Source organism: Streptomyces asoensis (genome assembly GCF_016860545.1).
GTDB lineage: Bacteria > Actinomycetota > Actinomycetes > Streptomycetales > Streptomycetaceae > Streptomyces > Streptomyces asoensis.
In genome coordinates this window covers 1,233,081-1,257,614 of record NZ_BNEB01000005.1, presented here as the reverse complement: position 1 = coordinate 1,257,614, position 24,534 = coordinate 1,233,081, and the positions used below count along the sequence as shown (strand labels likewise).

Below are 24,534 nucleotides of genomic sequence, written 5' to 3'. Positions count from 1 at the left end.
AGCGCGAGCACAGGGAAGAAGTCCTGCTCCGCAAGGACGGCTCGAAGGCCGAGGTCGCACGCGGCGCACACACGACGACGGTGTGGCGCGGTGTCTCAAGACCTCAGACGAGCAACGTCCTTCTCCTATCGGCGGCAACAGAACCGTTCTACACCGTAGGAAGACCCGAGGGGACTGTCAACGGATTAACAGGCGTCGCGCATCAGCTCCGCGAGATCGTGGTCCAGGTCCAGCTGCCGGTGCTCCGTGCCGGCCGGCACCAGCTCGTGCGTGGCCAGCAGGAACCCCTCGATCTCCTCGGAGTGGACGTGCACGACGGCGGTGCCCTCGGGCGCGTGGAACTCCAGCACGGTGCGGCCGAAACCGTAGGGCCGCACCCGGACGTCGCCGTGACCCTCGGCGCCGTGCAGGCCGGCGGTGAGCAGGTCGCGGGCGAAGGTCCAGCAGACCTCGACGCCCTCCAGGGTGGCGGGGGCCGGGAAGGTCATGCGGACGGCGAAGGGATCCTGGCGGTCGTAGTGCAGGGTGGCGGGGATGGTCTGCATCCGGGGTGCCGCGGCGACCAGACGTGCCTCTACGGGCTGCTCGATGACGGTGGACAACGCCTTGCTCCCTCGTGACGGCGGGACGATCTTCCGGGCGGTGCGTCCGGACACTGGAAGAGACGCCGGAACCGGCCGATCCGTGCACACCCATTCCTAGTGACCTCGGTCACCGCCTTCATGCACCTGAGTGACTCACTTCTCCCGCCGCGACCCGTGGGGCGGGCGGGGCGGTCGAGGGCATCTGGACGGCGCCGGGGCCGTGGACTAGCTTCGCCCGCCATGAGGCGCTTGGGGAAGACGCGACGCACGGTACGGACAGGCGAACCACTGGCGGGCACGGGACGTGCGGGCACGGTTCGGGCGGCGTTCGGGCGAGCGGCGCCGGGGCGCGGCCGGGCGGCGGCGGCACTCTGCGGGGCGGCGCTCGCCCTCCTGGCCGCGCTGCCCGCCCAGGCGCACACCCCGGGCCCGCGGGCACCGCACTGGGACCTCGAGGAGACCGGCACGACCGGCGTCCGCTTCCGCGGTCTCGCGGCGGTCGACCGGGACACGGCGTGGGCGGCCGGCACCCAGGGCACCGTCGTGCGGACCTCCGACGGCGGCGCGAGCTGGCGCGACGTCTCGCCGCCCGGCGCCGCCGACCTCCAGTTCCGCGACGTCGAGGCGTTCGACGCGCGCCGCGCCGTCGTGCTCGCGATCGGCGAGGGCGAGGCATCGCGTGTCTACCGCACCGAGGACGGCGGCACGACCTGGACCGAGTCCTTCCGCAACACCGACGCCCGGGCGTTCTACGACTGCATGACCTTCTTCGACCGCCGCCACGGCCTCGCCGTGAGCGATCCGGTGGACGGCCGGTTCCGCGTCCTGTCCACCGCCGACGGCGGCCGCTCCTGGAAGGTGCTGCCGGACGACGGCATGCCCGCCGCCCTGGCCGGCGAGGCGGGCTTCGCGGCGAGCGGTCAGTGCCTGGTCGCCTCCGGGGCGAAGGACGTCTGGCTGGCGACCGGCGGCGCGGCGCACGCGCGCGTGCTGCACTCGTCGGACCGCGGACTGACCTGGACGGCCGCCGACAGCACGATCCCCGCCGGGGACCCCGCGCGCGGTGTCTTCGCCCTCGCCTTCCGCGATCGCGCGCACGGTCTCGCCGTCGGCGGCGACTACCGCGCCGACCAGCCCTCCCCGCGGTCCGCCGCCGGCACCTCCGACGCGGGCCGCACCTGGCGGCCGGCCGCCGTACCGGTGGCCGCCTACCGCTCCGGCGTGGCCTGGCTGCCGCACAGCCGGTCCGCCGCCCTCGCGGTCGGCCCCACCGGCACCGACCTGACCACCGACGCCGGCCGCACCTGGCGCACCGTCGACACGGGCTCGTACGACACCGTGGACTGCACCCGCGACGGCGGCTGCTGGGCGGCCGGGGAGCAGAGTCGCGTGGCACGTCTGGAGAGGTGAGCGCGTTCCGGGGTACCCGGTGGCCGCGGACACGGAAGGAGAGGGACATGCCACGCGGTTCCAGCCCCGAGCGGGAGCGCCAGTACGAGCACATCAAGGAAAGCGCGCAGGACCGGGGAGCGAGCGCCGGCCGCGCCGAGGAGATCGCCGCCCGGACGGTGAACAAGGAACGGGCCAGGTCCGGCGAGTCGAAGACCGCCGGCCGTACCTCTACGCAGGACATGTCCTCCGGCGAGCGGGGCGGACGGCGGTCCGGGAAGGGTTCCCAGGGGCCCACCTACGACCAGCTCTACGAGGAGGCCAGGCGGCGGGGCGTCAAGGGTCGCTCGGACATGAACAAGAGCCGGCTCCAGCAGGCGCTCGGCGACAAGGGCTGACGGGCCCGCGCCGGAACACGATCGCGGGCCGGCCCCCGGGAGCCGTACGCTCGTCCGCACGATGACGACCGTAGAGATTCCGGCGGGCTGGCCCGCGACCGAGGAAGCGGCCCGCGCCGTCCAGGACGAGCTGCGGGCCCGGGTGGTGCTCGGCGAACCGGGTCCACCGCCTGGCACGGGCCACGTCACGGGGGTCGACGTCGCCTACGACGACGAGCGCGACCTCGTCGCCGCCGCGGCCGTCGTGCTGGACGCGGCGAGCCTCGAGGTCGTCGCCGAGGCCACGGCCGTGGGCCGGATCTCCTTCCCGTACGTGCCCGGCCTGCTCGCGTTCCGCGAGATTCCCACGGTGCTCGCCGCCCTGGAGGCCCTGCCCCACCCGCCGGGCCTGGTCGTCTGCGACGGCTACGGCCTGGCCCACCCGCGCCGGTTCGGCCTCGCCAGCCACCTCGGCGTGCTCACCGGTCTGCCCACCGTCGGCGTCGCCAAGAACCCGTTCGCCTTCACCTACGACGACCCGGACGCCCCGCGCGGGTCGGCGGCCCCGCTGCTGGCCGGCGACGACGAGGTCGGGCGGGCCCTGCGCACCCGGGCGGGGGTGAAGCCGGTCTTCGTCTCGGTCGGCCACCGCGTCACCCTGGACGGGGCCTGCGCCCACACCCTCGCCCTCACCCCGCGGTTCCGCCTCCCGGAGACGACCCGCAGGGCGGACGCGCTGTGCCGGCGGGCCCTGCGGGAGGCGAAGGACCACGCCTCACCCGCGGTGGCCCGGCCCGTCACCTGAGTACCTCGCCTGAGTACCCGTACCGATGTACGCCCGGCCCCCGCCCGGCAGGCTGGCCGCATGACGACGCACCGTGCTCCCAAGCCCCTCGCCGACCCGAACCGCCCCGTCGAGCGAGCCGTGAACGCCGCGCTGGTCCTGGCCGTCCTGGCCGGACTCGGCTGGATCGTCGGGATGATCTACACGCTCGTCCAGTGGCCGCTCTGACGCCGAGGACGCCACGGACCCGGCGGACGCCATGGACGCGTCGGACCGCCGGTCAGCGGTGTGCCGCCACCCGGAAGCGGATGCCCGCCCGGGTGAGCCGTTCGGTCAGCGTGTCGCCCATCGCCACGGCCGTCGTCACCTGGCCCGCGGTCGGCGGGAGATCGTCGCAGGCCAGTGCCAGCGCCGCCTCCGCGAACATCTTCGCCGTCTCGTCGTAGCCCGGGTCGCCTCCCGACACCTCGGTGTACACCCGCCGGCCGCCGCCCTCGCCGACGAACCGCACCGAGAACCAGCTCCGCGCCCGCCTCTCGGCGCTCGGGCCCTGACCGGGGCTGAGCCGGCCGGACAGCCAGCGCCGCGCGGGCGGCACCTGAGCCGCCGCGACGAGCGTTCCGACCGCCGCGACCCCGCCCAGGGCGACGGGCAGCCGCCGCACGGCCGCGTAGTGCCGGTAGCGGAAATCGGGCCCGTAGCGCGCCAGCTCCCTCGCCGAGCGCAGCACGACCTGCGCGTCGATGGTCGGCAGGGGCAGGGCCCAGGCGCCGACCTCCGGCGCGAACCGGGGCGCGCCGACCTGCGCGGTGGCCCGGCGGCCCATCAGGCGCGGCTCGTGCCGGCCCCGCTCCCGCGCGGCGGCGACCATCTGCCGCCCGCGCGCGAACTGGCCCAGCGCGGAGGCGAAGGTGCCGCCCGAGAAGGTGGCGCCGGCGGTCACGAAGCCGTCCACCGTGAGCGGCACGCCCTCGGGGAGCCGGCGGACGGTGAAGTACACGCCCAGATCGTGCGGCACCGAGTCGAAGCCGCACGCGTGGACCAGCCGCGCGCCCGTCTCACGCGCGCGTGCGTCGTGCCGGACGTACATCAGATCCACGAACTCCGGCTCGCCGGTGAGGTCGAGGTAGTCGGCGCCGGTGTCCGCGCAGGCCGCCACGAGCTCCTCGCCGTACGACACGTAGGGGCCCACGGTCGTGGCGACCACGCGTGCGTGCTCCGCGAGCGCGCGCAGGGACGCCGGGTCCGAGACGTCGGCGCTCAGCACGCCGACATCGACGCCGAGCCGCTCGCGCAGCCGCTCCAGCTTCTCCCGGCTGCGGCCGGCGATCGCCCAGCGCAGCCCGGAGGGCGCGTGGGCGGCGAGGTACTCCGCCGTGAGCACCCCCACGAAGCCGGTCGCCCCGAAGAGCACGATGTCGTACGGACGGTCCGCCCTTTTCAGCCTGCTCATGACACCCCATCGTCGTTTCAGCCCGCGCCGCCGTCGGGGGCTGAGGCTAGCGTGAGCGGTGCGGAGGCCGACGGCAGGTGCCCCTAAAGTGTCTAAGCGCTTGCTCGCCCACCTCTTGTGCCCATGGGAACACGTTCTTAGCATCACTGGTGTTACATCGGTTGTGTCACAGCAAGGGGGCTGGATGACGACGGGACGGACGGCCGGGCACGGCCCGCTGACGGGCGTGCGCGTGGTGGAACTCGCCGGGATCGGCCCCGGCCCCTTCGCGGCCATGCTGCTGGCCGACCTCGGCGCCGACGTCGTCCGCGTGGACCGGCCCGGCGGCACCGCCCTGTCCATCGACCCCGCCCACGACGTCACCAACCGCAACAAGCGCTCGGTGATCATCGACCTCAAGGCCCCGGACGGCCCCGCGCGCGTGCTCGATCTCGCCGCCCGCGCCGACGTGCTCATCGAGGGCAACCGGCCCGGCGTCGCCGAGCGCCTCGGGGTCGGCCCGCGGGAGTGCCACGCCCGCAACCCCCGACTGGTCTACGGGCGCATGACCGGCTGGGGCCAGGACGGCCCCCTCGCCGACCGCGCGGGCCACGACGTCTCCTACATCGCCGTCACCGGCGCCCTCGGCCTCATCGGCGCCCCGGACCGGCCGCCGCCCGTCCCCGCCAACCTGCTCGGCGACTACGCGGGCGGCTCGCTCTACCTCGTCGTCGGCGTCCTCGCCGCGTTGCACCACGCGCGCGGGAGCGGTGTCGGGCAGGTGGTCGACGCGGCCATCGTCGACGGCACCGCGCATCTGTCCGCGATGATCCACGGCATGCTCTCCGCCGGCGGCTGGCAGGACCGGCGCGGCGCCAACCTGCTCGACGGCGGCTGCCCGTACTACGGCACCTACGAGACCGCCGACGGCGGGTACATGGCCGTCGGCGCCCTGGAACCCCGGTTCTACGATCGGTTCACGGACCTCCTCGGCCTCGCTGACGTGCGGGACGCCCGCACCGACTGGACCCGCTGGGGAGAGCTCCGAGAGGCGGTCGCCGCCCGGTTCGCGACCCGCACCCGGGACGAGTGGACCGCCGTCTTCGAGGGCACCGACGCCTGCGTGGCGCCCGTGCTGTCCCTGCGCGAGGCCCCGCACCACCCCCATCTGGCCGCCCGCGGCACCTTCACCGAACACGGCGGCATCACCCAGCCGGCCCCCGCGCCCCGATTCTCCGCGACGCCCACCGCCGTCCGCACCGCGCCCGCGCTCCCCGGCGCCCACACGCGTGAGGTGGCCGACGACTGGGACGTACCGGCCCTGGCGGCGGACCCCCTGGAGCGGGCCTGCGCCCGGACCACCGCGACCACCGCGACCACCGCTGTGAAGGACCTCCCGCACCGGGGCGACCGACCCCGCCCGGCCCGGCCCACCCTCCCGAAAGGCCCATCAGTGAGCACCGAAGCGTACGTGTACGACGCGATCCGCACCCCGCGCGGGCGCGGCAAGGCCGACGGCGGCCTGCACGGCACGAAGCCGATCGACCTCGTCGTCGGCCTCATCCACGAGCTGCGCGGCCGTTTCCCCGGCCTCGACCCGGCCGCCATCGACGACATCGTGCTCGGCGTGGTCGGTCCCGTGGGCGACCAGGGCTCCGACATCGCGCGCATCGCCGCCCTCGCGGCCGGTCTGCCGGACACCGTGGCCGGCGTGCAGGAGAACCGCTTCTGCGCCTCGGGTCTGGAGGCCGTCAACCTGGCCGCGACGAAGGTCCGATCGGGCTGGGAGGACCTCGTCCTGGCGGGCGGGGTGGAGTCGATGTCCCGGGTGCCGATGGCCTCGGACGGCGGAGCCTGGTTCAACGACCCGATGACGAACCTGTCCGTCAACTTCGTGCCGCAGGGCATCGGGGCCGACCTCATCGCCACCGTCGAGGGCTTCTCCCGGCGTGACGTCGACGAGTACGCGGCCCTGTCGCAGGAGCGGGCGGCGACGGCCTGGAAGGAGGGCCGCTTCGACCGCTCCGTGGTGCCCGTGAAGGACCGCAGCGGCCTGGTCGTCCTCGACCACGACGAGCACCCGCGGCCCGGCACCACCGCCGACTCGCTCGGCAGGCTGAAGCCGTCCTTCGCCGACATCGGCGAACTGGGCGGATTCGACGCGGTCGCGCTCCAGAAGTACCACTGGGTGGAGAAGATCGACCACGTCCACCACGCGGGCAACTCCTCCGGCATCGTCGACGGCGCCTCCCTGGTCGCCATCGGCTCCAAGGAGGTCGGCGAGCGGTACGGGCTCACCCCCCGCGCGCGGATCGTCTCCGCCGCGGTCTCCGGCTCCGAGCCGACGATCATGCTCACCGGCCCCGCGCCCGCCACCCGCAAGGCCCTCGCCAAGGCCGGTCTGACCATCGACGACATCGACCTGGTGGAGATCAACGAGGCGTTCGCCGCGGTCGTCCTGCGCTTCGTCAAGGACATGGGCCTGTCCCTGGACAAGGTCAACGTCAACGGTGGCGCCATCGCCCTCGGCCACCCGCTCGGCGCCACCGGCGCGATGATCCTCGGCACGCTGGTCGACGAACTGGAGCGCCGGGACAAGCGGTACGGCCTCGCCACCCTCTGCGTCGGCGGCGGCATGGGCATCGCCACCGTCGTCGAGCGCGTCTGACCACCCCAGCGGAACCCACAGACTTCAACGGAGACCCCGTCATGACACAGAGCACCACCATCCGCTGGGAACAGGACCGCACCGGGCTCGTCACCCTCGTCCTCGACGACCCCGACCAGTCCGCGAACACCATGAACGCGGCCTTCCGCGCCTCCCTCGCCGCGGTCACCGACCGCCTGGAGGCCGAGAAGGACTCCGTCCGGGGTGTCATCCTCACGTCCGCGAAGAAGACCTTCTTCGCGGGCGGCGACCTGCGCGACCTCATCCGCGTCACCCCCGGCACGGCCCAGGAACTGCTGGACGGCGGGCTGGAGATCAAGCGCCACCTCCGCCGCATCGAGACCCTCGGCAAGCCCGTCGTCGCCGCCCTGAACGGCGCGGCCCTCGGCGGCGGCTACGAGCTGGCCCTCGCCTGCCACCACCGCGTCGCCCTGGACGCGCCCGGTTCGAAGATCGGCTGCCCCGAGGTCACCCTCGGCCTGCTGCCCGGGGGCGGCGGCGTCGTACGCACCGTCCGGCTGCTGGGCATCACCGACGCGCTCCTGAAGGTCCTCCTCAAGGGCACCAAGTACAGCCCGCGGCGGGCCCTGGAGAACGGCCTCGTCGACGAGGTCGCCGACTCGCCCGACGACCTGCTGGCCAAGGCCCGTGCCTTCATCGACGCCCACCCCGAGTCGCAGCAGCCCTGGGACCGGCCGGGCTACCGCATCCCCGGCGGCACCCCGTCGAACCCCCGGTTCGCCGCCAACCTGCCCGCCTTCCCGGCCAGTCTGCGCAAGGAGACCAACGGCGCCCCCTACCCGGCGCCGCGCAGCATCCTCGCCGCGGCCGTCGAGGGCGCCCAGGTGGACTTCGAGACCGCCCAGGTCATCGAGGCCCGCTACTTCGTCGAGCTGGCCGCCGGACAGACGTCGAAGAACATGATCCAGGCGTTCTTCTTCGACCTCCAGGCCGTCAACTCCGGCGTCAGCCGCCCCAAGGGCGTCGCACCCCGCCAGGTGCGCAGGGTGGCCGTCCTCGGCGCCGGGATGATGGGAGCGGGCATCGCCTACTCGTGCGCCCGCGCCGGCATCGACGTCGTCCTCAAGGACGTCTCCCTGGAGGCCGCCGTCAAGGGCCGGGGCTACTCCGAGAAGCTGTGCGCCAAGGCCGTGGCCCGGGGCCGTACGACCCAGGAGAAGGCCGACGCGCTGCTCGCCCGCATCACGCCCACCGCGGACCCCCAGGACCTGGCCGGCTGCGACGCGGTGATCGAGGCCGTCTTCGAGGACACCTCCCTCAAGCACAAGGTGTTCCAGGAGATCGAGCAGGTCGTCGCCCCGGACGCCCTGCTGTGCTCCAACACCTCCACCCTGCCGATCACGGCCCTCGCCGAGGGCGTCCAGCGCCAGGACGACTTCATCGGACTGCACTTCTTCTCGCCCGTGGACAAGATGCCGCTCGTCGAGATCATCAAGGGCGAGCGCACCGGCGACGAGGCGCTCGCGCGCGCCTTCGACCTGGTCCGCCAGATCAGGAAGACGCCGATCGTCGTCAACGACTCGCGCGGCTTCTTCACCTCACGGGTGATCGGCCACTTCATCAACGAGGGCGTGGCCATGGTCGGCGAGGGCATCGAGCCCGCGTCGGTGGAGCAGGCGGCCGCGCAGGCGGGCTACCCGGCCAAGGTCCTGTCCCTGATGGACGAACTCACGCTCACCCTCCCGCGCAAGATCCGCAACGAGTCCCGCAGGGCCGTGGAGGAGGCGGGCGGTGTCTGGCCGGGGCACCCCGCGGAGGCCGTCATCGACCGCATGGTCGACGAGTTCGGCCGCACCGGCCGCAGCGGCGGAGCCGGCTTCTACGAGTACGGCGAGGACGGCGCGCGGGCCGGGCTCTGGCCGGGCCTGCGCGAGCACTTCACGCGCGCGGACGCCCGGATCCCCTTCCGGGACATGCAGGAACGGATGCTGTTCGCCGAGGCCCTCGACACCGTCAAGCTCCTCGAGGAGGGCGTCCTGACCTCCGTCGCGGACGCCAACATCGGCTCGCTCCTCGGCATCGGCTTCCCCGGCTGGACCGGCGGGGTCCTCCAGTACATCAACGGCTACCAGGGCGAGGACGGGGTGGGCACCGGGCTCCCCGGATTCGTGGCACGCGCGCGTCAGCTCGCCGAGCGCTACGGCGACCGCTTCACCCCGCCCGCGCTGCTGGTCGACAAGGCGGAGAAGGGCGAGACCTTCACCGACGGCCGCTGAACCGCCGGGCCCGCCCGCGCCGGTACCGGCGCGGGCGGGCCCGGCGAGGGGGTCCGTCACCGGGTTCCGTCAGCGGGAGCCGTCCGCGGGCGGCTCCCCGAGCCACTCCCGCAGCTCGTCCGTCAGCGACCGCTGGAACGCCGTCAGCAGCGCCTGGACGACCAGGGGCTGCATGTGCGCCGACAACGACCTGACCGCCTGCGCGTCGCCCTGCGGCACCTCCTCGCGCAGCATCCGCGACAACTCGTGGGCCGCGGCGCGCGCGTGGTCGAGGAGAACCGTCCGGGCGGCGCGGATCGCCTCCGGCGACAACGGCACGTCGAGGAGCCGCACGCCCAGCCTCAGCAGCCCGGCGTCGACCCGGTAGACGCCTTCGCCGCCTTCGTCGCCCTCTCCGGCTCCGTCCGCGTCCCCGTCGGCCACCTCCAGCACGCCCATCGCGGTGAGGCGGTCCACGTCCTGCGGGCCCAGCGGCCGCCCCGCCCGCCGCCCGAGTTCCTCACGCCCCACCGTCTCCACGGCGTCCGGCGCCCACGAGGCCACCACCGCGCGGTGCACGGCGAGGTCGTGCGCGTCGAGTCCGGGCGGCAGCCGGTCCAGATAGCGTTCGATCGCCGCCAGCGTCAGGCCCTGCCGCCGCAGCTCCTCGATCAGCGCCAGGCGCGCGAGATGCCCCGCGCCGTAGTGGCCCACCCGGCGCGGGCCGATCACCGGCGGAGGCAGCAGCCCCTTGGTCCCGTAGAAGCGCACCGTCCGTACCGTGACGCCCGCGCGGGCGGCGAGCTCGTCGACCGTGAGGGCCGGCTCCTCGGTCTCGATCGTCATGTGCAGCAGTATCGCTGTCACACCGGTGATGACAAACCGCTCGGTCCGGGGCCCCGGCCGCTGTCGGTGCCGTCGTCTACGGTGGCGGCATGCCGGAGATCACGTACGTCCGGGGCGACGCCACCGTCCCGTCGGTGAAGGGCGCCAAGGTGATCGCCCACGTCTGCAACGACCTCGGGGGATGGGGCAAGGGGTTCGTCCTGGCGCTCTCCCGCCGCTGGCCGGAGCCCGAGGCCGCCTACCGCGCCTGGCACCGCGGGCGCGCCTCGAACGACTTCGCCCTGGGCGCCCTCCAACTCGTCCGGGTCCAGCAGGACGTCTGGGTCGCCAACATGATCGGACAGCACGGCACCCGGACGGGCAGCAAGGGGGTTCCCGTGCGCTACCCGGCCGTCGACACGGCCCTGGCCCGCCTCGCCGACCACGCGATCTCCCTCGGCGCGTCGGTGCACATGCCCCGGATAGGCTGCGGGCTGGCCGGTGGCAAGTGGTCCCGCGTCGAACCGCTCGTCACCGGGCGGCTGGTGGAGCGGGGCGTGGCGGTCACGGTGTACGACCACGGGGAGGGGTAGCGCTCATGCACGCCGACAGCGGGAACCACGACAGCTCCGCAGGGGCCGGGACGGCGGCCGGACGTTCCGGCGACCCCGGAGCCTTCGACGTCCTCGTCCTGGGCGGGGCGGGCGTGGACACGATCGTCCACGTGCCGGAGCTGCCTCTCCCGTACGCAGACAGCTACATGATCGACGGCGGGATCCGCGCCCGCGCCGGACAGACCGGCGACTTCGTCGCCCTGGGCCTGGCCGCCCTGGGCCTGGACGTCCATCACCTCGACTTCCTGGGCGACGACCCCGAAGGGGACCTGGTCCGCGCCCTGCACCGGGACAAGGGCATCGCCCTCACCACCGTCCCGCAGCCCGCGGGCACCAAGCGCGCGGTCAACCTGGTCGGCCCGGACGGCCGGCGCCTGTCGCTGTACGACAACAGCCGCGGGCGCCCGGACGACCGCTTCCCGGCGGACACCCTGCGCGCCCTGGCCGCCGCGAGCCGCCACGCGCACGTGTCCATCACCCACCCCTGTGCCGAGGCCCTGCCCGTCCTGCGCGAGGCGGGCGTCGGCATCTCCACCGACCTGCACAACTGGGACGGGGAGAACCCCTACCACGAGGCCTTCGCCCGGGAGGCGGACGTCGTCTTCGTCTCGGTGGCCGCGCTGGCCGACCCGGAGGCCACCATGCGCCGCATCGCCGAGCGGGGCCGCGCCGAAGTCGTCGTCGCCACGGCCGGCGCGAAGGGCGCCCAGCTGCTCGCCGACGGCGAGATCACCCATGTCCCGGCCGCCGTGCCCCCGGGACCGGTGGTCGACTCCAACGGCGCGGGCGACGCCTTCGCGGCCGCCTTCCTCTTCGGCCGCCTGAGCGGCGAACCGCCCCTGCGGTGCGCCGGGTTCGGCGCGCTGGCCGGGGCGTACGCGTGCACGGTGCCCGCCACGCAGAGCGCCGCGCTGCCGCGTGACGCGCTCCTGGCCCGGGCCGCGGCCAGCGGCCGGTAGCGCCTGCCCGGACCGGAACGGGGGCCGGAAGTACCCGGCCCCCGTGCGCCGGCGACGTTCAGTGCGCGTGCACACCGTTCGTCGCCGCGATCTTCTTCCAGGACTTCGGCTGCACGGGAGCCGCCGACGCCTTCGCGAAGGAGGTACGCGCCGCCGGCGCGGCCGGCTTGACGGGCTGGAACAGCCAGGTGTCGAACAGGGCGCCCAGCTGCCTGCCGGAGATCCGCTCGGCGTACGCCCGGAAGTCGGCGACACTCGCGTTGCCGTACGCGCGCTCGCGCGGCCAGCCCTTCAGCACCGCGAAGAACGCGTCGTCGCCGATCTCCTCGCGCAGCGCCTGGACGGCCAGCGCGCCTCGGTCGTAGACGGCGATGTCGAACTGGTTCGCCGCGCCCGGGTCGCCCGGCCGCACGGTCCAGAAGGCGTCGTCCGCCGGATGCGAGGCGTAGACGTAGTCCGCGAGTTCCCGCGCCGTCCCCTCGTCCTCGTGCTCGGACCACAGCCACTGCGCGTACCGGGCGAAGCCCTCGTTGAGCCAGATGTCCTTCCACCCGGCCACGGACACGTCGTCGCCGTACCACTGGTGGGCCAGCTCGTGCACGACCACGGAGACGTTGGAGCCGTTCGCGAACTGCCGGGGGCTGTAGAAGGGCCGGGTCTGCGTCTCGAGCGCGTACCCGGTGGTCGTGTTCGGCACGTACCCGCCGAGCGCGTCGAAGGGATAGGGCCCGAAGTACCCGCTCAGCCAGTCGGCGATCTCCCCGGTGCGCTCCACGCTCGCCCGCGCCGCCCCGGCGTTGCCGCCCAGGTCCTTGCTGTACGCGTTGACGACCGGGATGCCGCTCTCGCTCGTGCCGGTGGTGACGTCGAACCTCCCGACGGCGAGCGTGGCCAGGTAGGTCGCCTGGGGCTTGGCGGAACGCCAGTTCCAGCGGGTCCAGCCGAGCCGTGAACTCGTCGACTGGAGCGTGCCGTTGGAGATGGCCTGGGAGCCGTCGGGCACCAGCACCGAGACGTCGTAGGTGGCCTTGTCGAGCGGGTGGTCGTTGCTGGGGAACCACCACCAGGCCGACTCGGGCTCGTTGGCGCCGACCCCGCCGTCCGGGGTGCGGTGCCAGCTGGTGAAGCCGTACGCCTGCTTCGAGGAGGGGATCCCGCGGTAGCGCACCACCACCGTCACCGCCGCCCCCTTGGCCAGCGGCGTTGCGGGGGTGATCTCCAGCTCGTGCTCGCCCGAGGTCGTGAACGCCGCCTTGGCGCCGTCGACGCGCACCTCGCTCACGTCCAGCAGGAAGTCCAGGTCGAACCGGGACAGGTCCTGCGTGGTCCGCGCCAGGATCGTCGCCGTCCCCTCCAGCTCGTCCGTGGCCGGCTGGTACTTCAGCCGCAGGTCGTAGTGGGAGACGTCGTATCCGCCGTTGCCGTACGCCGGGTAGTAGGGGTCGCCGATACCCGGGGCGCCGGGGGAGGCGCTCGCGGCCGATGCCGGGATCGCCAGCAGGACGGACGCGGCAGCGAGTGCGCCCGGCGCGATGATTCTGCGGTGCACGGAAGCTCCAAGTCGTAGGGTCGCACGGTCTGTTCGGAGCCTATTGACTCCCTGTGCCCCAGGACCTGCCCACCGCCGCTCCTGTCACACGATCGCCATTCGGCCGTCATGGTCGGCCCCGCCGCAGGGGCGTGTTCCGGCCACCGGGGGCCCGCAACGGCCCTCTTCTGCACGGGAGTCGGCCCCGGTACCGTCCCGCGCATGTCGACACGCATGCGCTTCACGATCTGGAGACCGCTGGCGACCGCCGCCGTCACCCTGCTGGTGGCCGTCTTCCTCACCCCGGGAGCGGCACACGGCGCCCCGCGCGAGAGCCGTCCCGTCTACTCCTACGAGAACGCCGTCCGGGAGGCCGTCTGGGTGGACACCGGGCTCGACGGCGACGCAGACGGCAGGGCGGACCGCGTCGCCGTCGACATCGTGCGCCCCCGCGAGGCCGCCGCCCGGGGCCGCAAGGTGCCCGTCATCATGGACGCCAGCCCCTACTACTCCTGCTGCGGACGCGGCAACGAGAGCCAGCGCAAGACCTACGACGCCGACGGCGACATCGTCGGGATGCCGCTCTTCTACGACAACTACTTCGTGCCGCGCGGCTACGCCTTCGTCGGTGTCGACCTGGCCGGCACCAACCGCTCCGACGGCTGCGTCGACGTCGGAGGCCCCTCCGACATCCGCTCCGCCAAGGCCGTCGTCGACTGGCTCAACGGCCGCGCCAGGGCCTACACCACCCGCACCGGCACCACCACCGCCGAGGCGGACTGGACCGACGGCAGAACCGGCATGATCGGCAAGAGCTGGGACGGCACCATAGCCAACGGGGTGGCCGCCACCGGGGTGAAGGGCCTGAGGACCATCGTCCCGATCTCCGCCATCTCCACCTGGTACGACTACTACTTCTCCCAGGGCGCCCCGCTCTACGACTCCGGGCCCGACTGGCTCTCCGACTACGTCGAGAGCCCCGCGGCCCGCGCCGGGTGCGCCGCGGTCCAGCAGCGGCTCGTCGACGGGGCGCCGCGCACCGGTGACCTGACACCGCTGTGGGCCGGACGCGACTACGTCAAGGACGCGCGCAAGGTGAAGGCCAGCGTCTTCCTCGTCCACGGCCTCCAGGACCTCAACGTCCGCACCGCGCACGTCGGCCGGTGGTGGGACGCCCTCGCGAAGAACGGCGTCACCCGCAAGATCTGGCTCTCCCAGACCGGCCACGTCGACCCCTTCGACTTCCGCCGCTCGGCCTGGGTGGAGACCCTGCACCGCTGGTTCGACCACGAACTGCTCGGCTACGACAACGGCATCGACCGCGAGCCCATGGCCGACATCGAACGCCACCCTGACCAGTGGGCCACCTCCGCCGTGTGGCCGCCGCACGGCACCCGGAACGCGACCCTGCGTCCCTCCACCGGCGACCGGCCCGGCGTCGGCACCCTCGGACTGCGCAGGGGCACCGGCACCGCCGCCTTCACCGACGACCCGCGGCTGAGCGAGAGCGACTGGGCCGCGCGGATCGACACCCCGACCCCCGACAAGGCCGGGTTCGTCACCGCGCCCCTCCGCCGCGACCTGCGTCTGTCCGGTTCCTCCGAGGTCACCGTCACCGCCACGCCCACGACGGCGACGGCCCACCTCACGGCCGTCCTCGTCGATCTCGGACCCGACACCGTCCGGGACTACGCCGCGAGCGGCGAGGGCATCACCACCCTCACCGACCGCAGCTGCTGGGGCGCGAGCACGGCGGGCGACAGCGCCTGCTTCAAGAACACGGCGGCGAAGACCGCCGACGTGGCGCAGACAGTCGTCAGCCGGGGCTGGGCCGACCTCGGCACCTCTGCCGACCCGGGCCACGGCGTCCCGCTCACCCCGGGCAGGGCCTACACCCTCACCCTCGACCTGGCGGCCACCGACCACGTCTTCCCCGCCGGTCACCGGCTCGCGCTGATCGTCGCGGGCACCGACAAGGACCTCATCGATCCGCCCGCCGACACCCCGACCCTCACCCTGGACCTGGCCCGCACCTCCGCCCGGGTCCCCCTGGCCGGAGGCGCCGACGCCTTCGCCCGCGCCACGGCGGGAGCGGCACCGGCCGCCCCCGGATCCCGGCCGCTGGACGGCGTCGGGACACCGCACCGCACGTACCGCGTCCCGTAGGACCGCCGTACCGCGTCCCGTAGGACCGACCCCGGCCGCACCGCGGCCGGATCAGCCGGAGGCGGCCGCGCGCACCAGCGCGGCCGCCTCCCGCGCGCACCCCCACGCCACGGTGACGCCCGCCCCGCCGTGCCCGTAGTGGTGCACCACCGGCCGTCCGTCGGGCAGCTCCGCCCGTTCCAGCCGGACCGCGTCCCGGACCGGCCGCAGCCCCACCCGGTGCTCCAGGATCCGCGCCCCGGCGACCTCCGGCCGCAGGGCGGCACAGCGCCGCACGATCGCCTCGGCCACCTCCGGGTCGGGCTCCAGCGACCAGATCCCGTCCTGCGCGGTGCCGCCCAGCAGCAGCCGCCCCGCGTGCGGGAACAGGTAGGCCATCTCACCGTCCGGGCCCGTCGAGACGAGCCAGGTGTCGAGGCCCGGGTTCTCCACGACGACGAGCTGCCCCCGCACGGGCCGCACCGACGCGTCCGCCGCCAGTTCCCGGGCGCCGAGCCCCGTGCAGTTGACCACCACCGCGGCCTCGGCCTCGGCGAGATCGGCGACCGTGCGCTCCTCGACCGTGCCGCCCGCGAGGCGCAGCCGCTGCCGGAGCCAGGGCAGGAACACCGCCATGTCGATCAGCGGCAGCCGCAACCGCACGCCCGTCCCCGCGCCGTACTCGCGCGCCGTGGAGCTGCGCAGACCCGTCAGCCGGCCAGCCGCCCAGCCCTCGACCTCCGCCGGATCCGTCTCGCCGAGGACCCCCTCGACCAGCCGCACACCGGTCTGCGCGGGCCGTGCGGCCAGCCGTTCGTAGACCTCCAGCGAGCTCAGCGCCCAGGCCCGCGCCGACGCCTCGGGCTCGATGTGGTACGGCCACCACAGCGCACCGGCCACGGCCGAGGTGGTCCGCTCGACCGGCTCGCGGGTCCAGACCCGGACCCGCGAGCCGCCTTCGGCCAGCGCGAGGGCCGTCGTCAGCCCGATGACCCCGCCGCCGACCACGATCACATCGCTGTTCCACCGAGTGTCCACGGCCGGACGGTAACGGAGCGCGCACGGCAGGGCGAGGCGACGGACGGTCCCGCGGCACCGCACCCCGCCACGGCCACTAGGATCTACGACCTGATGACTGCCACCCTCGTCGCCAAGAACCTCGCCGCCGGCCACGGCGACCGCTCCCTCTTCTCCGGGCTCGACCTCGTCGTCGCCCCCGGGGACGTGATCGGGCTCGTCGGCGCCAACGGCGCGGGCAAGTCCACCCTGCTGAAGCTGCTCGCCGGGCTCAGCACGCCCGAGCAGGGCGAGCTCCGGCTCTCCTCGCCGAACGCCACCGTCGGCCATCTGCCCCAGGAACCGGAGCGCCGCCCCGGTGAGAGCGTGCGCGAGTTCCTCGCCCGCCGCACCGGCGTCGCCGAGGCCCAGCGCACCATGGACGAGGCCACCCAGGCCCTGGTGGACGGCGCGCCCGGAGCCGACGACGCGTACGCGACGAGCCTGGAACGCTGGCTCGACCTGGGCGGCGCCGACCTGGACGAACGCGCCGCGGAGGTCGCCGACTCCCTCGGCCTCGGGATCGACCTCGACCAGCCGATGACCTCGCTGTCCGGCGGACAGGCCGCCCGCGCGGGCCTCGCCTCCCTGCTCCTGTCCCGCTACGACGTCTTCCTCCTCGACGAGCCGACCAACGACCTGGACCTCGACGGCCTGGAGCGCCTCGAACGCTTCGTGACCGGTCTGCGGGCCGGCACCGTCGTCGTCAGCCACGACCGCGAGTTCCTCACCCGCACCGTCACCAAGGTCCTCGAACTCGACCTCGCCCAGCAGCAGGTCAACCTCTACGGCGGCGGCTACGACGCCTACCTGGAGGAGCGGGACACGGCCCGCCGGCACGCCCGCGAGGACTTCGAGGAGTACGCCGACAAGAAGGCGGCCCTCCAGGACCGTGCGCAGACCCAGCGTTCCTGGATGGACAAGGGCGTGAAGAACGCCCGCCGCAAGGCGGGCAACGACAACGACAAGATCGGCCGCAAGTTCCGCAGCGAGGCCAGCGAGAAGCAGGCCGCGAAGGCCCGGCAGACCCAGCGCATGATCGAACGCCTGGAGACCGTCGAGGAGCCGCGCAAGGAGTGGGAACTGCGCATGGAGATCGCGGCCGCCCCGCGCTCCGGCGCCGTGGTCGCCACCCTGCGCGAGGCCGAGGTGCGGCGCGAGGGCTTCACCTTCGGGCCGGTGTCCCTCCAGATCGACTGGGCCGACCGCGTGGCGGTGACCGGCGCGAACGGCGCGGGGAAGTCGACGCTCCTCAGCGCGCTCCTCGGCCGGATCCCGCTGGACGCCGGACAGGCCTCGCTGGGCTCGGGCGTCCTGGTCGGCGAGGTGGACCAGGCGCGGCAGCTCTTCCACGGCTCCGAGGCCCTGCTGGACGCGTTCCGTGCGGCCGTGCCCGACACCGAACCGGTCGAGGTGCGCACCCTGCTGGCCAAGTTCGGCCTGAAGTCGGACCACGTCATGCGGCCCGCGGCCACCCTGTCACCGGGCGAGCGCACCCGTGCCGCGCTCGCGCTGCTCCAGGGCCGGGGCGTCAACCTGCTGGTCCTCGACGAGCCGACGAACCACCTGGACCTCCCGGCCATCGAGCAGCTGGAGTCGGCCCTCGACGCCTACGAGGGCACCCTGCTGCTGGTCACCCACGACCGGCGCATGCTGGACGCGGTCCAGGTCACCCGCCGCCTGGAGGTCGCCGACGGCAAGGTGACGGAGCGGTAGGACGCCGGCGCGGTCGCCGGGCGGGGCAGCATGCCCGCCCGTCCGGGCGCCGCAACGGATCCGGCCCGCCCCGCGTCGCGCGGGGCGGGCCGTTCCGTGTGGGCTCAGGGCTGCGCACGGGCCACGGGGGTCCACCGGTCGGGTGCGGACCGGGTGCCCGCGAGGGCTTCCCGGCCCGCCGGAGCGGGCCCTGGCCGGTGTCCCGTCAGCGCCCGCCCTTCTTCGGGTCGACGAGGCCGGCCCGGCGCAGGGCGTCGGCCATCGCGCTGTTGGACGGCGCGGGAGCCTGACGCGAACCGCCGCCGCCTCCACCGCCGCCGGTCCCGCCGCGCTGCCCGCCGCCCCCGCCGCGCTGGCCGCCCTGCTGCCGCTGCTGAGGCGGACGTCCGCCGCCGCGCTGCGGACGGCCGCCGCCGGAGCCCTGGCCCCCCTGCGGGGAGGCCTCGTCGTCCAGCCGGAGCGTCAGCGAGATCCGCTTGCGCGGGATGTCGACGTCGATGACCTTCACCTTGACGATGTCACCGGGCTTGACGACCTCCCGCGGATCCTTGACGAAGGTCTTCGACAGCGCGGACACGTGCGCCAGACCGTCCTGGTGGACACCGACGTCGATGAACGCCCCGAAGGCCGCCACGTTCGTCACGACGCCCTCCAGGACCATCCCCGGGGCCAGGTCGGAGATCTTCTCCACGCCTTCCTTGAAGGTGGCCGTCCTGAACGCGGGCCGCGGGTCACGCCCGGGCTTCTCCAGCTCCTTGAGGATGTCCGTGACGGTCGGCAGACCGAACGTGTCGTCCACGAACTCCGTCGGCCGCAGCGAGCGCAGCACGCCGGTGTTGCCGATCAGGGACGCCACCTCCTGCCCGGAGGTCTTCACCATCCGGCGCACCACCGGGTACGCCTCCGGGTGCACGCTGGAGGCGTCCAGCGGGTCGCTGCCGCCCCGGATGCGCAGGAAGCCGGCGCACTGCTCGTACGCCTTGGGGCCGAGGCGGGCCACCTTCTTCAGCTCGGAGCGGGAGCCGAAGGGCCCGTTGGCGTCCCGGTGGGCCACGATGTTCTCGGCGAGACCCGAGGAGATCCCGGACACCCGGGACAGCAGCGGCGCCGAAGCCGTGTTGACGTCCACACCCACGCCGTTCACACAGTCCTCCACCACCGCGTCCAGCGAGCGCGACAGCTTCACCTCGGACAGGTCGTGCTGGTACTGGCCGACACCGATCGACTTCGGGTCGATCTTCACCAGCTCGGCGAGCGGATCCTGGAGCCGGCGCGCGATCGACACGGCGCCGCGCAGCGACACGTCCATGTCGGGCAGCTCCTGCGAGGCGAACGCGGAGGCCGAGTACACGGAGGCGCCCGCCTCGGACACCATCACCTTGGTGAGCTTCAGCTCGGGGTGCTTCGTGATCAGCTCACCGGCGAGCTTGTCGGTCTCGCGGGACGCCGTGCCGTTGCCGATGGCGACCAGGTCGACCGCGTGCTCCCGGGCCAGCCGGGCCAGCTTGGCGATCGCCTCGTCCCACCGGTTCGCCGGGACGTGCGGGTGGATCACGTCCGTGACGACGACCTTGCCGGTCGCGTCGACGACGGCGACCTTCACGCCCGTGCGGAAGCCGGGGTCCAGGCCGAGCGTCGCGCGTGTGCCGGCCGGGGCGGCGAGCAGCAGGTCGCGCAGGTTGGCGGCGAAGACGTCGACCGCCTCGTCCTCGGCGGCCGTCCGCAGCCGCAGCCGCAGGTCGATGCCGAGGTGGACGAGGAGGCGGGTGCGCCAGGCCCAGCGGACCGTGTCCGCGAGCCACTTGTCCCCCGGACGGCCCCGGTCGGCGATGCCGAACCGGCCGGCCACGATGCCCTCGTACGACGAGGGTCCGGGCTGCTCGGACGGCTCCTCGGGCTCCAGGACGAGGTCGAGGACCTCCTCCTTCTCGCCGCGCAGCATCGCGAGGACCCGGTGCGAGGGCAGGGCGGTGAACGGCTCGGCGAAGTCGAAGTAGTCGGCGAACTTCGCGCCCGCCTCCTCCTTGCCCTCGCGCACCTTGGCGGCGAGCCGCCCGCGGGTCCACATGCGCTCGCGCAGCTCGCCGATCAGGTCGGCGTCCTCGGAGAACCGCTCGGTGAGGATGGCCCGCGCGCCGTCGAGCGCGGCCTGCGGGTCGGCGACGCCCTTGTCCGCGTCGACGAACGCGGCGGCCGCCGCGAGCGGGTCGACCGCCGGGTCGCCGAGCAGCCCCTCGGCGAGGGGTCCCAGACCGGCCTCGCGCGCGATCTGCGCCTTGGTGCGCCGCTTGGGCTTGTACGGCAGGTAGATGTCCTCCAGCCGCGCCTTGGTCTGCGCGCCCAGGATCTGCGCCCGCAGCGCGTCGGTGAGCTTGCCCTGCTCACGCACCGACTCCAGGACCGCCGTCCGCCGCTCCTCCAGCTCCCGCAGGTAGCGCAGCCGCTCCTCGAGCGTGCGCAGCTGCGCGTCGTCGAGCATCTCGGTCGCTTCCTTGCGGTAGCGCGCGATGAAGGGCACCGTCGAGCCGCCGTCGAGCAGCTCCACGGCGGCCTTGACCTGCCGCTGCCGTACGCCGAGTTCCTGGGCGATCCTGTCTTCGATGGACACTACTTCGATGGACCCGGGTGTCGTCACGATCCCGTACCGCCTTCTCCACTGGGGTTGCGCCGCAATTGTGGCAGGTCGCACCGACACCCGGGGATCAGGGCGCGGCCGTCGGCCGGGCTCTCAGCCGGACGTGGTCCAGGTGAAGCGCGGCTCCCTGCGCTCCAGGAACGCGGTGACGCCCTCGGTGGTGTCGCCGTTGCCCCGCGCCTGCGCGTTCCAGTGGGCGTCGCGGTCCACACGCCCGTCGGCGAACTCCTTCGCGGCGGCCTGCGTCAGCTGGGAGCGGGACACCAGCACGCGGGTGAACTCCGCGACGCGCTCGTCGAGTCCGTCGGCGGGCAGCACCTCGTCCACGAGGCCGGTGCGCAGGGCGCGCTCCGTGTCGATCAACTCGCCCGAGAACAGCAGGTACTTGGCGGTGGCCGGGCCCACCAGGGACACCAGCCGGCGGGTCGCGGTGGACGGGTAGACGAGCCCGAGCCTGGCCGGCGTCACGCCGAACAGCGCGCCCTCCTCGGCGAACCGCAGGTCGCAGGCGGCGGCCAGCTGGGCGCCGCCGCCGACACAGTGTCCCCGCACCGCGGCCAGGGTCGGCTTCGGGAACGCCGCCACGGCCTCCTCGGCCCGCGCCGCCAGGGCCTGCGCCTCCTCGGGCGACCCCTGGAGCGTGGAGATGTCGGCTCCCGCGCAGAAGGTGCCGCCGGCGCCGGTCAGCACCAGGGCCCGCACGGCGGGGTCGGCGGCCAGCGCGTCGAGCAGCGGGGGCAGCCCCGCCCACATCGCGGCCGTCATGGCGTTGCGCTTCGCCGGGTGGTGCAGGACGACGGTGGCGACCGCGTCGGTGACGCCGTGCAGCAGTTCGGGCTCCATGCCCCGGATGCTAACCACCGGGCGCCGCCCTGATCACGGCGGCCGGTGCCACCGGGTGCGGTGGGGCCTCGGGAGGGCCGAGTGCTGTGGAGGGGCGCAAAGGACGCGAAGGGCCGCAAAGGGGAGGAGCGGCGCCGCCGAACGCGTACAACCCGAAGAGTGCGCGAAGGCGGCGCGAAACAGACAGGAGCGATCCTCCGGTCGACTTCTGCTTACGCATCCGGTCGAAAACGCTCGATAACCGCTGACTTCTGTTCAGTCATCCGGGACGGGGTGTGTCGTTGCCAACACTTCCCGTGTGGCGACAATCGAGCGCGAGGGTGGCGACCGGACAATGGACGATCAGGGGCGCGGGCCCGACCCACGCCCGGAGGGCGCCCCGGGCGAGGCCCCCGAACCCGGCGCGGGAACCGTGCCGCGGCAGCTGCCCTACGAAGGTGTCTGGCGGTTCACCGCGTCCGCCGTGGACGCCTCGGTCCCCCAGGCGCGGCACGCGGTGCGCGATCTGCTGTACCGCCAGGGCGTGCCGGTCTCCGACGACCTCGCCCAGGGGCTCCTGCTGATCGTCTCCGAGCTGGTGACCAACGCCGTGCGGCACGCGGCGGTGCTCTCGCCGGTCCTCGCCGTGGAGGTCGCCGTCGGGGCCGAGTGGGTGCGGGTGGCCGTCGAGGACAACCACCCCTACCGCCCCACCGCCCTGGAGACCGACCACGGCCGCACGGGCGGCCGTGGCCTGCTCCTGGTGCGCGAGATCACGCGTGAGGCGGGCGGGGTCTGCGACATCGAGCACACGGCGGGCGGCGGCAAGGTGGTCTGGGCCGCACTGCCGCTCAAGCCCGCGCGGGTGCCCTGAGGGTCACCAGCCCGCCGAGGGCCCCGTCAGTTCTCTGACCGCCGGGCGCGCCGCGTCGAGCACGGTCATGAACCAGGAGGAGAACGTGCCCTTCGCGTGCAGCTCCGCCAGCTCGGCGGGTGTCACGAAGGACGTGTCGCCGACCTCGTCCGCGTCCGGCCGCGGCGCCGACTGCACCAGCCCGACGAAGAGGTGGTTGTACTCCTGCTCCACCAGGCCCGAGTCGGGGTCCGGGTGGTTGTAGCGGACCGTGCCCGCCTCGGCGAGCAGCGTGGGGGAGACCCCCAGCTCCTCGAAGGTGCGCCGCGCCGCCGCCGCGAACGGCGCCTCACCGGGGTAGGGGTGACCGCAGCAGGTGTTGGACCACACGCCGGGGGAGTGGTACTTGCCGAGCGCCCGCTGCTGGAGCAGCAGCCGTCCGCGCTCGTCGAAGAGGAACACCGAGAAGGCGCGGTGCAGCTGTCCCGGCGGCTGATGGGCGGCGAGCTTCTCCGCGGTGCCGATCGTGACGCCGTCCTCGTCGACCAGCTCCAGCAAGATCGCGTCCGCGGTGCCGTTCGACGACGTGTGTGTCGCGGTGGCAGGTGTGATCGGCATACCCATCCTTAACATCGGTCCTCGCGTCCCCAGTCTGCCGTACGCGTCCGGCACTCCCGGCACTTCACACGAAAGCGCGCATGTTCCGCGCCCGGCAGGGGCCCCCGCCAGCTGATCTTGCCCGGCGCCGGGCACGGGGAACCGTCCGGAACGCCTGTGCGGACCGGGCCGGACCGCGGCCGCCCGGGCTCAGTGGCAGAGCCGCGCCTCGTGCTCCGCGTGGCCGATCGGCTCCAGCTGGAAGGTGCAGTGCTCGACGTCGAAGTGGTCGCCCAGGCAGCCCTGGAGCTCGTGCAGCATCTTCTCGTGGCCGATCGCGTTCAGGACGTCCGAGCGGACCACCACGTGCGCCGACAGCACCGGCATCCCGGAGGTGATCGTCCACGCGTGCAGGTCGTGAATGTCCTCCACCCCGTCGAGGGCGAGGACGTGGGACCGCACCTCCGCCATGTCGACGTCCTTGGGGGCCGACTCCAGCAGCACGTCCAGTGTCTCGCGCAGCAGCTTCACGGTCCGCGGCACGATCATCAGGCCGATCACGAGCGAGGCGATCGGGTCGGCGGCCTCCCAGCCGGTGGTGAGGATCACCACCGCGGAGATCAGCACCGCCACCGAGCCCAGCGCGTCGGCCGCCACCTCCAGGAAGGCCGCGCGCACGTTCAGGCTCTCCGCCTGGCCGCGCATGAGCAGCGACAGGGAGACCATGTTCGCCACCAGGCCGATCGCGCCGAACCAGATCATCAGCCCGCCCTCGGTGGCCGCCGGCGTGAAGAACCGCTGGACGGCCTCGTACAGGACGTAACCGCCGACCCCGAGCAGCAGCAGACAGTTCGCCAGGGCGGCCAGGATCTCGGCGCGGGCCAGCCCGAAGGTGCGGTTCTCGCTCGGCGGGCGGTTGGCGAAGTGGATGGCGAGCAGCGCCATGCCGAGACCCAGCGCGTCCGTCGCCATGTGCGCCGCGTCCGCGACCAGCGCGAGGGAGTCGGCGAGCACCCCGCCGACGATCTCGACCACCATGACGCCGAGGGTGATCGACAGCGCGGTGCGCAGCCTGCCCCGGTACGCCGCCGCGGCCGTACCGCTGGCCGGCACGTGCGCGTGCGTATGGCCGTGGTCGTGCCCAGCCCCCATGGAAGCAGCCCTTCTGTGGTCCGTCGCGGGCCGTCGCGTTCTGCCCCGGGACCACAGTCAACTACGGGTGGGGGGTATCCGGCAACGCGGCACTGAACACCGTTGTCATATGCCCTGACCTGCGCAAACGAACCGCAGGTCAGAGGAGTCCCGGCCATGCCCGGGGAAGCGGCACGACCGTC

At 73.6% G+C, this 24,534-nt stretch carries 20 protein-coding genes and 1 pseudogene; 12 read left to right on the top strand and 9 right to left on the bottom strand.

What is annotated here, in order from left to right; translation table 11 throughout:
• Window positions 1–185: 185 nt before the first annotated feature.
• Window positions 186–602: a spore wall synthesis regulator SsgD gene (gene ssgD / locus Saso_RS28590; protein ID WP_189928090.1), complete on the bottom strand. Its 417-nt coding sequence runs from the start codon at window positions 600–602 to the stop codon at window positions 186–188.
• 222 nt (window positions 603–824) lie between these two features.
• Between ssgD and Saso_RS28585 the strand changes: the two genes are divergently transcribed.
• The 4 genes from Saso_RS28585 to mmpA all read left to right on the top strand — a co-directional run bounded on the left by Saso_RS28585 (window position 825) and on the right by mmpA (window position 3,362).
• Window positions 825–1,994 (top strand): WD40/YVTN/BNR-like repeat-containing protein, encoded by a 1,170-nt coding sequence (locus Saso_RS28585; RefSeq protein WP_229901588.1) that lies wholly within the window; start codon window positions 825–827, stop codon window positions 1,992–1,994.
• Window positions 1,995–2,041: 47 nt separating this feature from the next.
• A complete protein-coding gene (locus Saso_RS28580; RefSeq protein WP_189928088.1) occupies window positions 2,042–2,371 on the top strand; it encodes a plasmid stabilization protein in 330 nt (109 codons plus the stop codon).
• Between the two features lie 61 nt (window positions 2,372–2,432).
• Window positions 2,433–3,155, top strand: coding sequence for an endonuclease V (locus tag Saso_RS28575; protein ID WP_189928086.1), 723 nt, complete (start codon window positions 2,433–2,435; stop codon window positions 3,153–3,155).
• A gap of 60 nt (window positions 3,156–3,215) precedes the next feature.
• Window positions 3,216–3,362 (top strand): morphogenic membrane protein MmpA, encoded by a 147-nt coding sequence (mmpA, locus tag Saso_RS28570; RefSeq protein ID WP_189928084.1) that lies wholly within the window; start codon window positions 3,216–3,218, stop codon window positions 3,360–3,362.
• A gap of 52 nt (window positions 3,363–3,414) precedes the next feature.
• On the opposite strand, the gene Saso_RS28565 is transcribed toward mmpA, so the two are convergent.
• The gene (locus Saso_RS28565; RefSeq protein ID WP_189928082.1) at window positions 3,415–4,587 is read right to left on the bottom strand and encodes a saccharopine dehydrogenase family protein; all 1,173 of its coding nucleotides are present in this window, start codon (window positions 4,585–4,587) and stop codon (window positions 3,415–3,417) included.
• A 184-nt stretch (window positions 4,588–4,771) separates the two neighbouring features.
• Between Saso_RS28565 and Saso_RS28560 the strand changes: the two are divergent.
• The 3 genes and pseudogenes from Saso_RS28560 to Saso_RS28550 all read left to right on the top strand — a co-directional run.
• Window positions 4,772–5,890, top strand: a pseudogene (locus tag Saso_RS28560) (CaiB/BaiF CoA transferase family protein); the annotation flags it as partial.
• A gap of 129 nt (window positions 5,891–6,019) precedes the next feature.
• Window positions 6,020–7,234: an acetyl-CoA C-acetyltransferase gene (locus tag Saso_RS28555; protein ID WP_189928188.1), complete on the top strand. Its 1,215-nt coding sequence runs from the start codon at window positions 6,020–6,022 to the stop codon at window positions 7,232–7,234.
• Between the two features lie 41 nt (window positions 7,235–7,275).
• Complete coding sequence (locus tag Saso_RS28550) at window positions 7,276–9,471, top strand: 3-hydroxyacyl-CoA dehydrogenase NAD-binding domain-containing protein (RefSeq protein WP_189928080.1); 2,196 nt, start codon at window positions 7,276–7,278, stop codon at window positions 9,469–9,471.
• A 69-nt stretch (window positions 9,472–9,540) separates the two neighbouring features.
• Here the strand turns inward: Saso_RS28550 and Saso_RS28545 are convergent, their stop codons facing one another.
• On the bottom strand, window positions 9,541–10,296 hold the full coding sequence (locus Saso_RS28545; protein WP_189928186.1) for a MerR family transcriptional regulator: 756 nt from the start codon (window positions 10,294–10,296) through the stop codon (window positions 9,541–9,543).
• An 89-nt stretch (window positions 10,297–10,385) separates the two neighbouring features.
• On the opposite strand from Saso_RS28545, the gene Saso_RS28540 reads away from it, so the two are divergent.
• Window positions 10,386–10,868 carry a macro domain-containing protein gene (locus Saso_RS28540; RefSeq protein ID WP_189928078.1) on the top strand — a complete coding sequence of 161 codons (483 nt, stop codon included), beginning with the start codon at window positions 10,386–10,388 and terminating at the stop codon, window positions 10,866–10,868.
• A gap of 5 nt (window positions 10,869–10,873) precedes the next feature.
• Window positions 10,874–11,848: a PfkB family carbohydrate kinase gene (locus tag Saso_RS28535; protein ID WP_229901587.1), complete on the top strand. Its 975-nt coding sequence runs from the start codon at window positions 10,874–10,876 to the stop codon at window positions 11,846–11,848.
• Between the two features lie 58 nt (window positions 11,849–11,906).
• On the opposite strand, the gene Saso_RS28530 is transcribed toward Saso_RS28535, so the two are convergent.
• A complete protein-coding gene (locus Saso_RS28530) occupies window positions 11,907–13,397 on the bottom strand; it encodes a M1 family metallopeptidase (RefSeq protein WP_189928075.1) in 1,491 nt (496 codons plus the stop codon).
• A gap of 201 nt (window positions 13,398–13,598) precedes the next feature.
• On the opposite strand from Saso_RS28530, the gene Saso_RS28525 reads away from it, so the two are divergent.
• Complete coding sequence (locus tag Saso_RS28525; protein ID WP_189928073.1) at window positions 13,599–15,542, top strand: Xaa-Pro dipeptidyl-peptidase; 1,944 nt, start codon at window positions 13,599–13,601, stop codon at window positions 15,540–15,542.
• 51 nt (window positions 15,543–15,593) lie between these two features.
• Here the strand turns inward: Saso_RS28525 and Saso_RS28520 are convergent, their stop codons facing one another.
• Window positions 15,594–16,559: an FAD-dependent oxidoreductase gene (locus Saso_RS28520; protein ID WP_189928071.1), complete on the bottom strand. Its 966-nt coding sequence runs from the start codon at window positions 16,557–16,559 to the stop codon at window positions 15,594–15,596.
• 93 nt (window positions 16,560–16,652) lie between these two features.
• Here Saso_RS28520 and Saso_RS28515 point away from each other — a divergent pair, with 93 nt between their 5' ends.
• Complete coding sequence (locus Saso_RS28515) at window positions 16,653–18,293, top strand: ABC-F family ATP-binding cassette domain-containing protein (RefSeq protein WP_189928069.1); 1,641 nt, start codon at window positions 16,653–16,655, stop codon at window positions 18,291–18,293.
• A 205-nt stretch (window positions 18,294–18,498) separates the two neighbouring features.
• On the opposite strand, the gene Saso_RS28510 is transcribed toward Saso_RS28515, so the two are convergent.
• Together Saso_RS28510 and Saso_RS28505 are read right to left on the bottom strand one after the other, a co-directional pair.
• The gene (locus Saso_RS28510; protein ID WP_189928067.1) at window positions 18,499–20,928 is read right to left on the bottom strand and encodes a Tex family protein; all 2,430 of its coding nucleotides are present in this window, start codon (window positions 20,926–20,928) and stop codon (window positions 18,499–18,501) included.
• 93 nt (window positions 20,929–21,021) lie between these two features.
• Window positions 21,022–21,771, bottom strand: a complete 750-nt coding sequence (locus Saso_RS28505) for an enoyl-CoA hydratase/isomerase family protein (RefSeq protein WP_189928066.1) — start codon at window positions 21,769–21,771, stop codon at window positions 21,022–21,024.
• A 334-nt stretch (window positions 21,772–22,105) separates the two neighbouring features.
• On the opposite strand from Saso_RS28505, the gene Saso_RS28500 reads away from it, so the two are divergent.
• Entirely contained in the window at window positions 22,106–22,624 is a 519-nt protein-coding gene (locus tag Saso_RS28500; protein ID WP_189928065.1) for an ATP-binding protein, read from the top strand.
• Window positions 22,625–22,627: 3 nt separating this feature from the next.
• Here the strand turns inward: Saso_RS28500 and idi are convergent, their stop codons facing one another.
• Together idi and Saso_RS28490 are read right to left on the bottom strand one after the other, a co-directional pair.
• Window positions 22,628–23,221: an isopentenyl-diphosphate Delta-isomerase gene (idi, locus tag Saso_RS28495; protein ID WP_189928064.1), complete on the bottom strand. Its 594-nt coding sequence runs from the start codon at window positions 23,219–23,221 to the stop codon at window positions 22,628–22,630.
• Window positions 23,222–23,410: 189 nt separating this feature from the next.
• Window positions 23,411–24,352: a cation diffusion facilitator family transporter gene (locus Saso_RS28490; protein ID WP_189928063.1), complete on the bottom strand. Its 942-nt coding sequence runs from the start codon at window positions 24,350–24,352 to the stop codon at window positions 23,411–23,413.
• Between the last annotated feature and the right edge of the window lie 182 nt (window positions 24,353–24,534).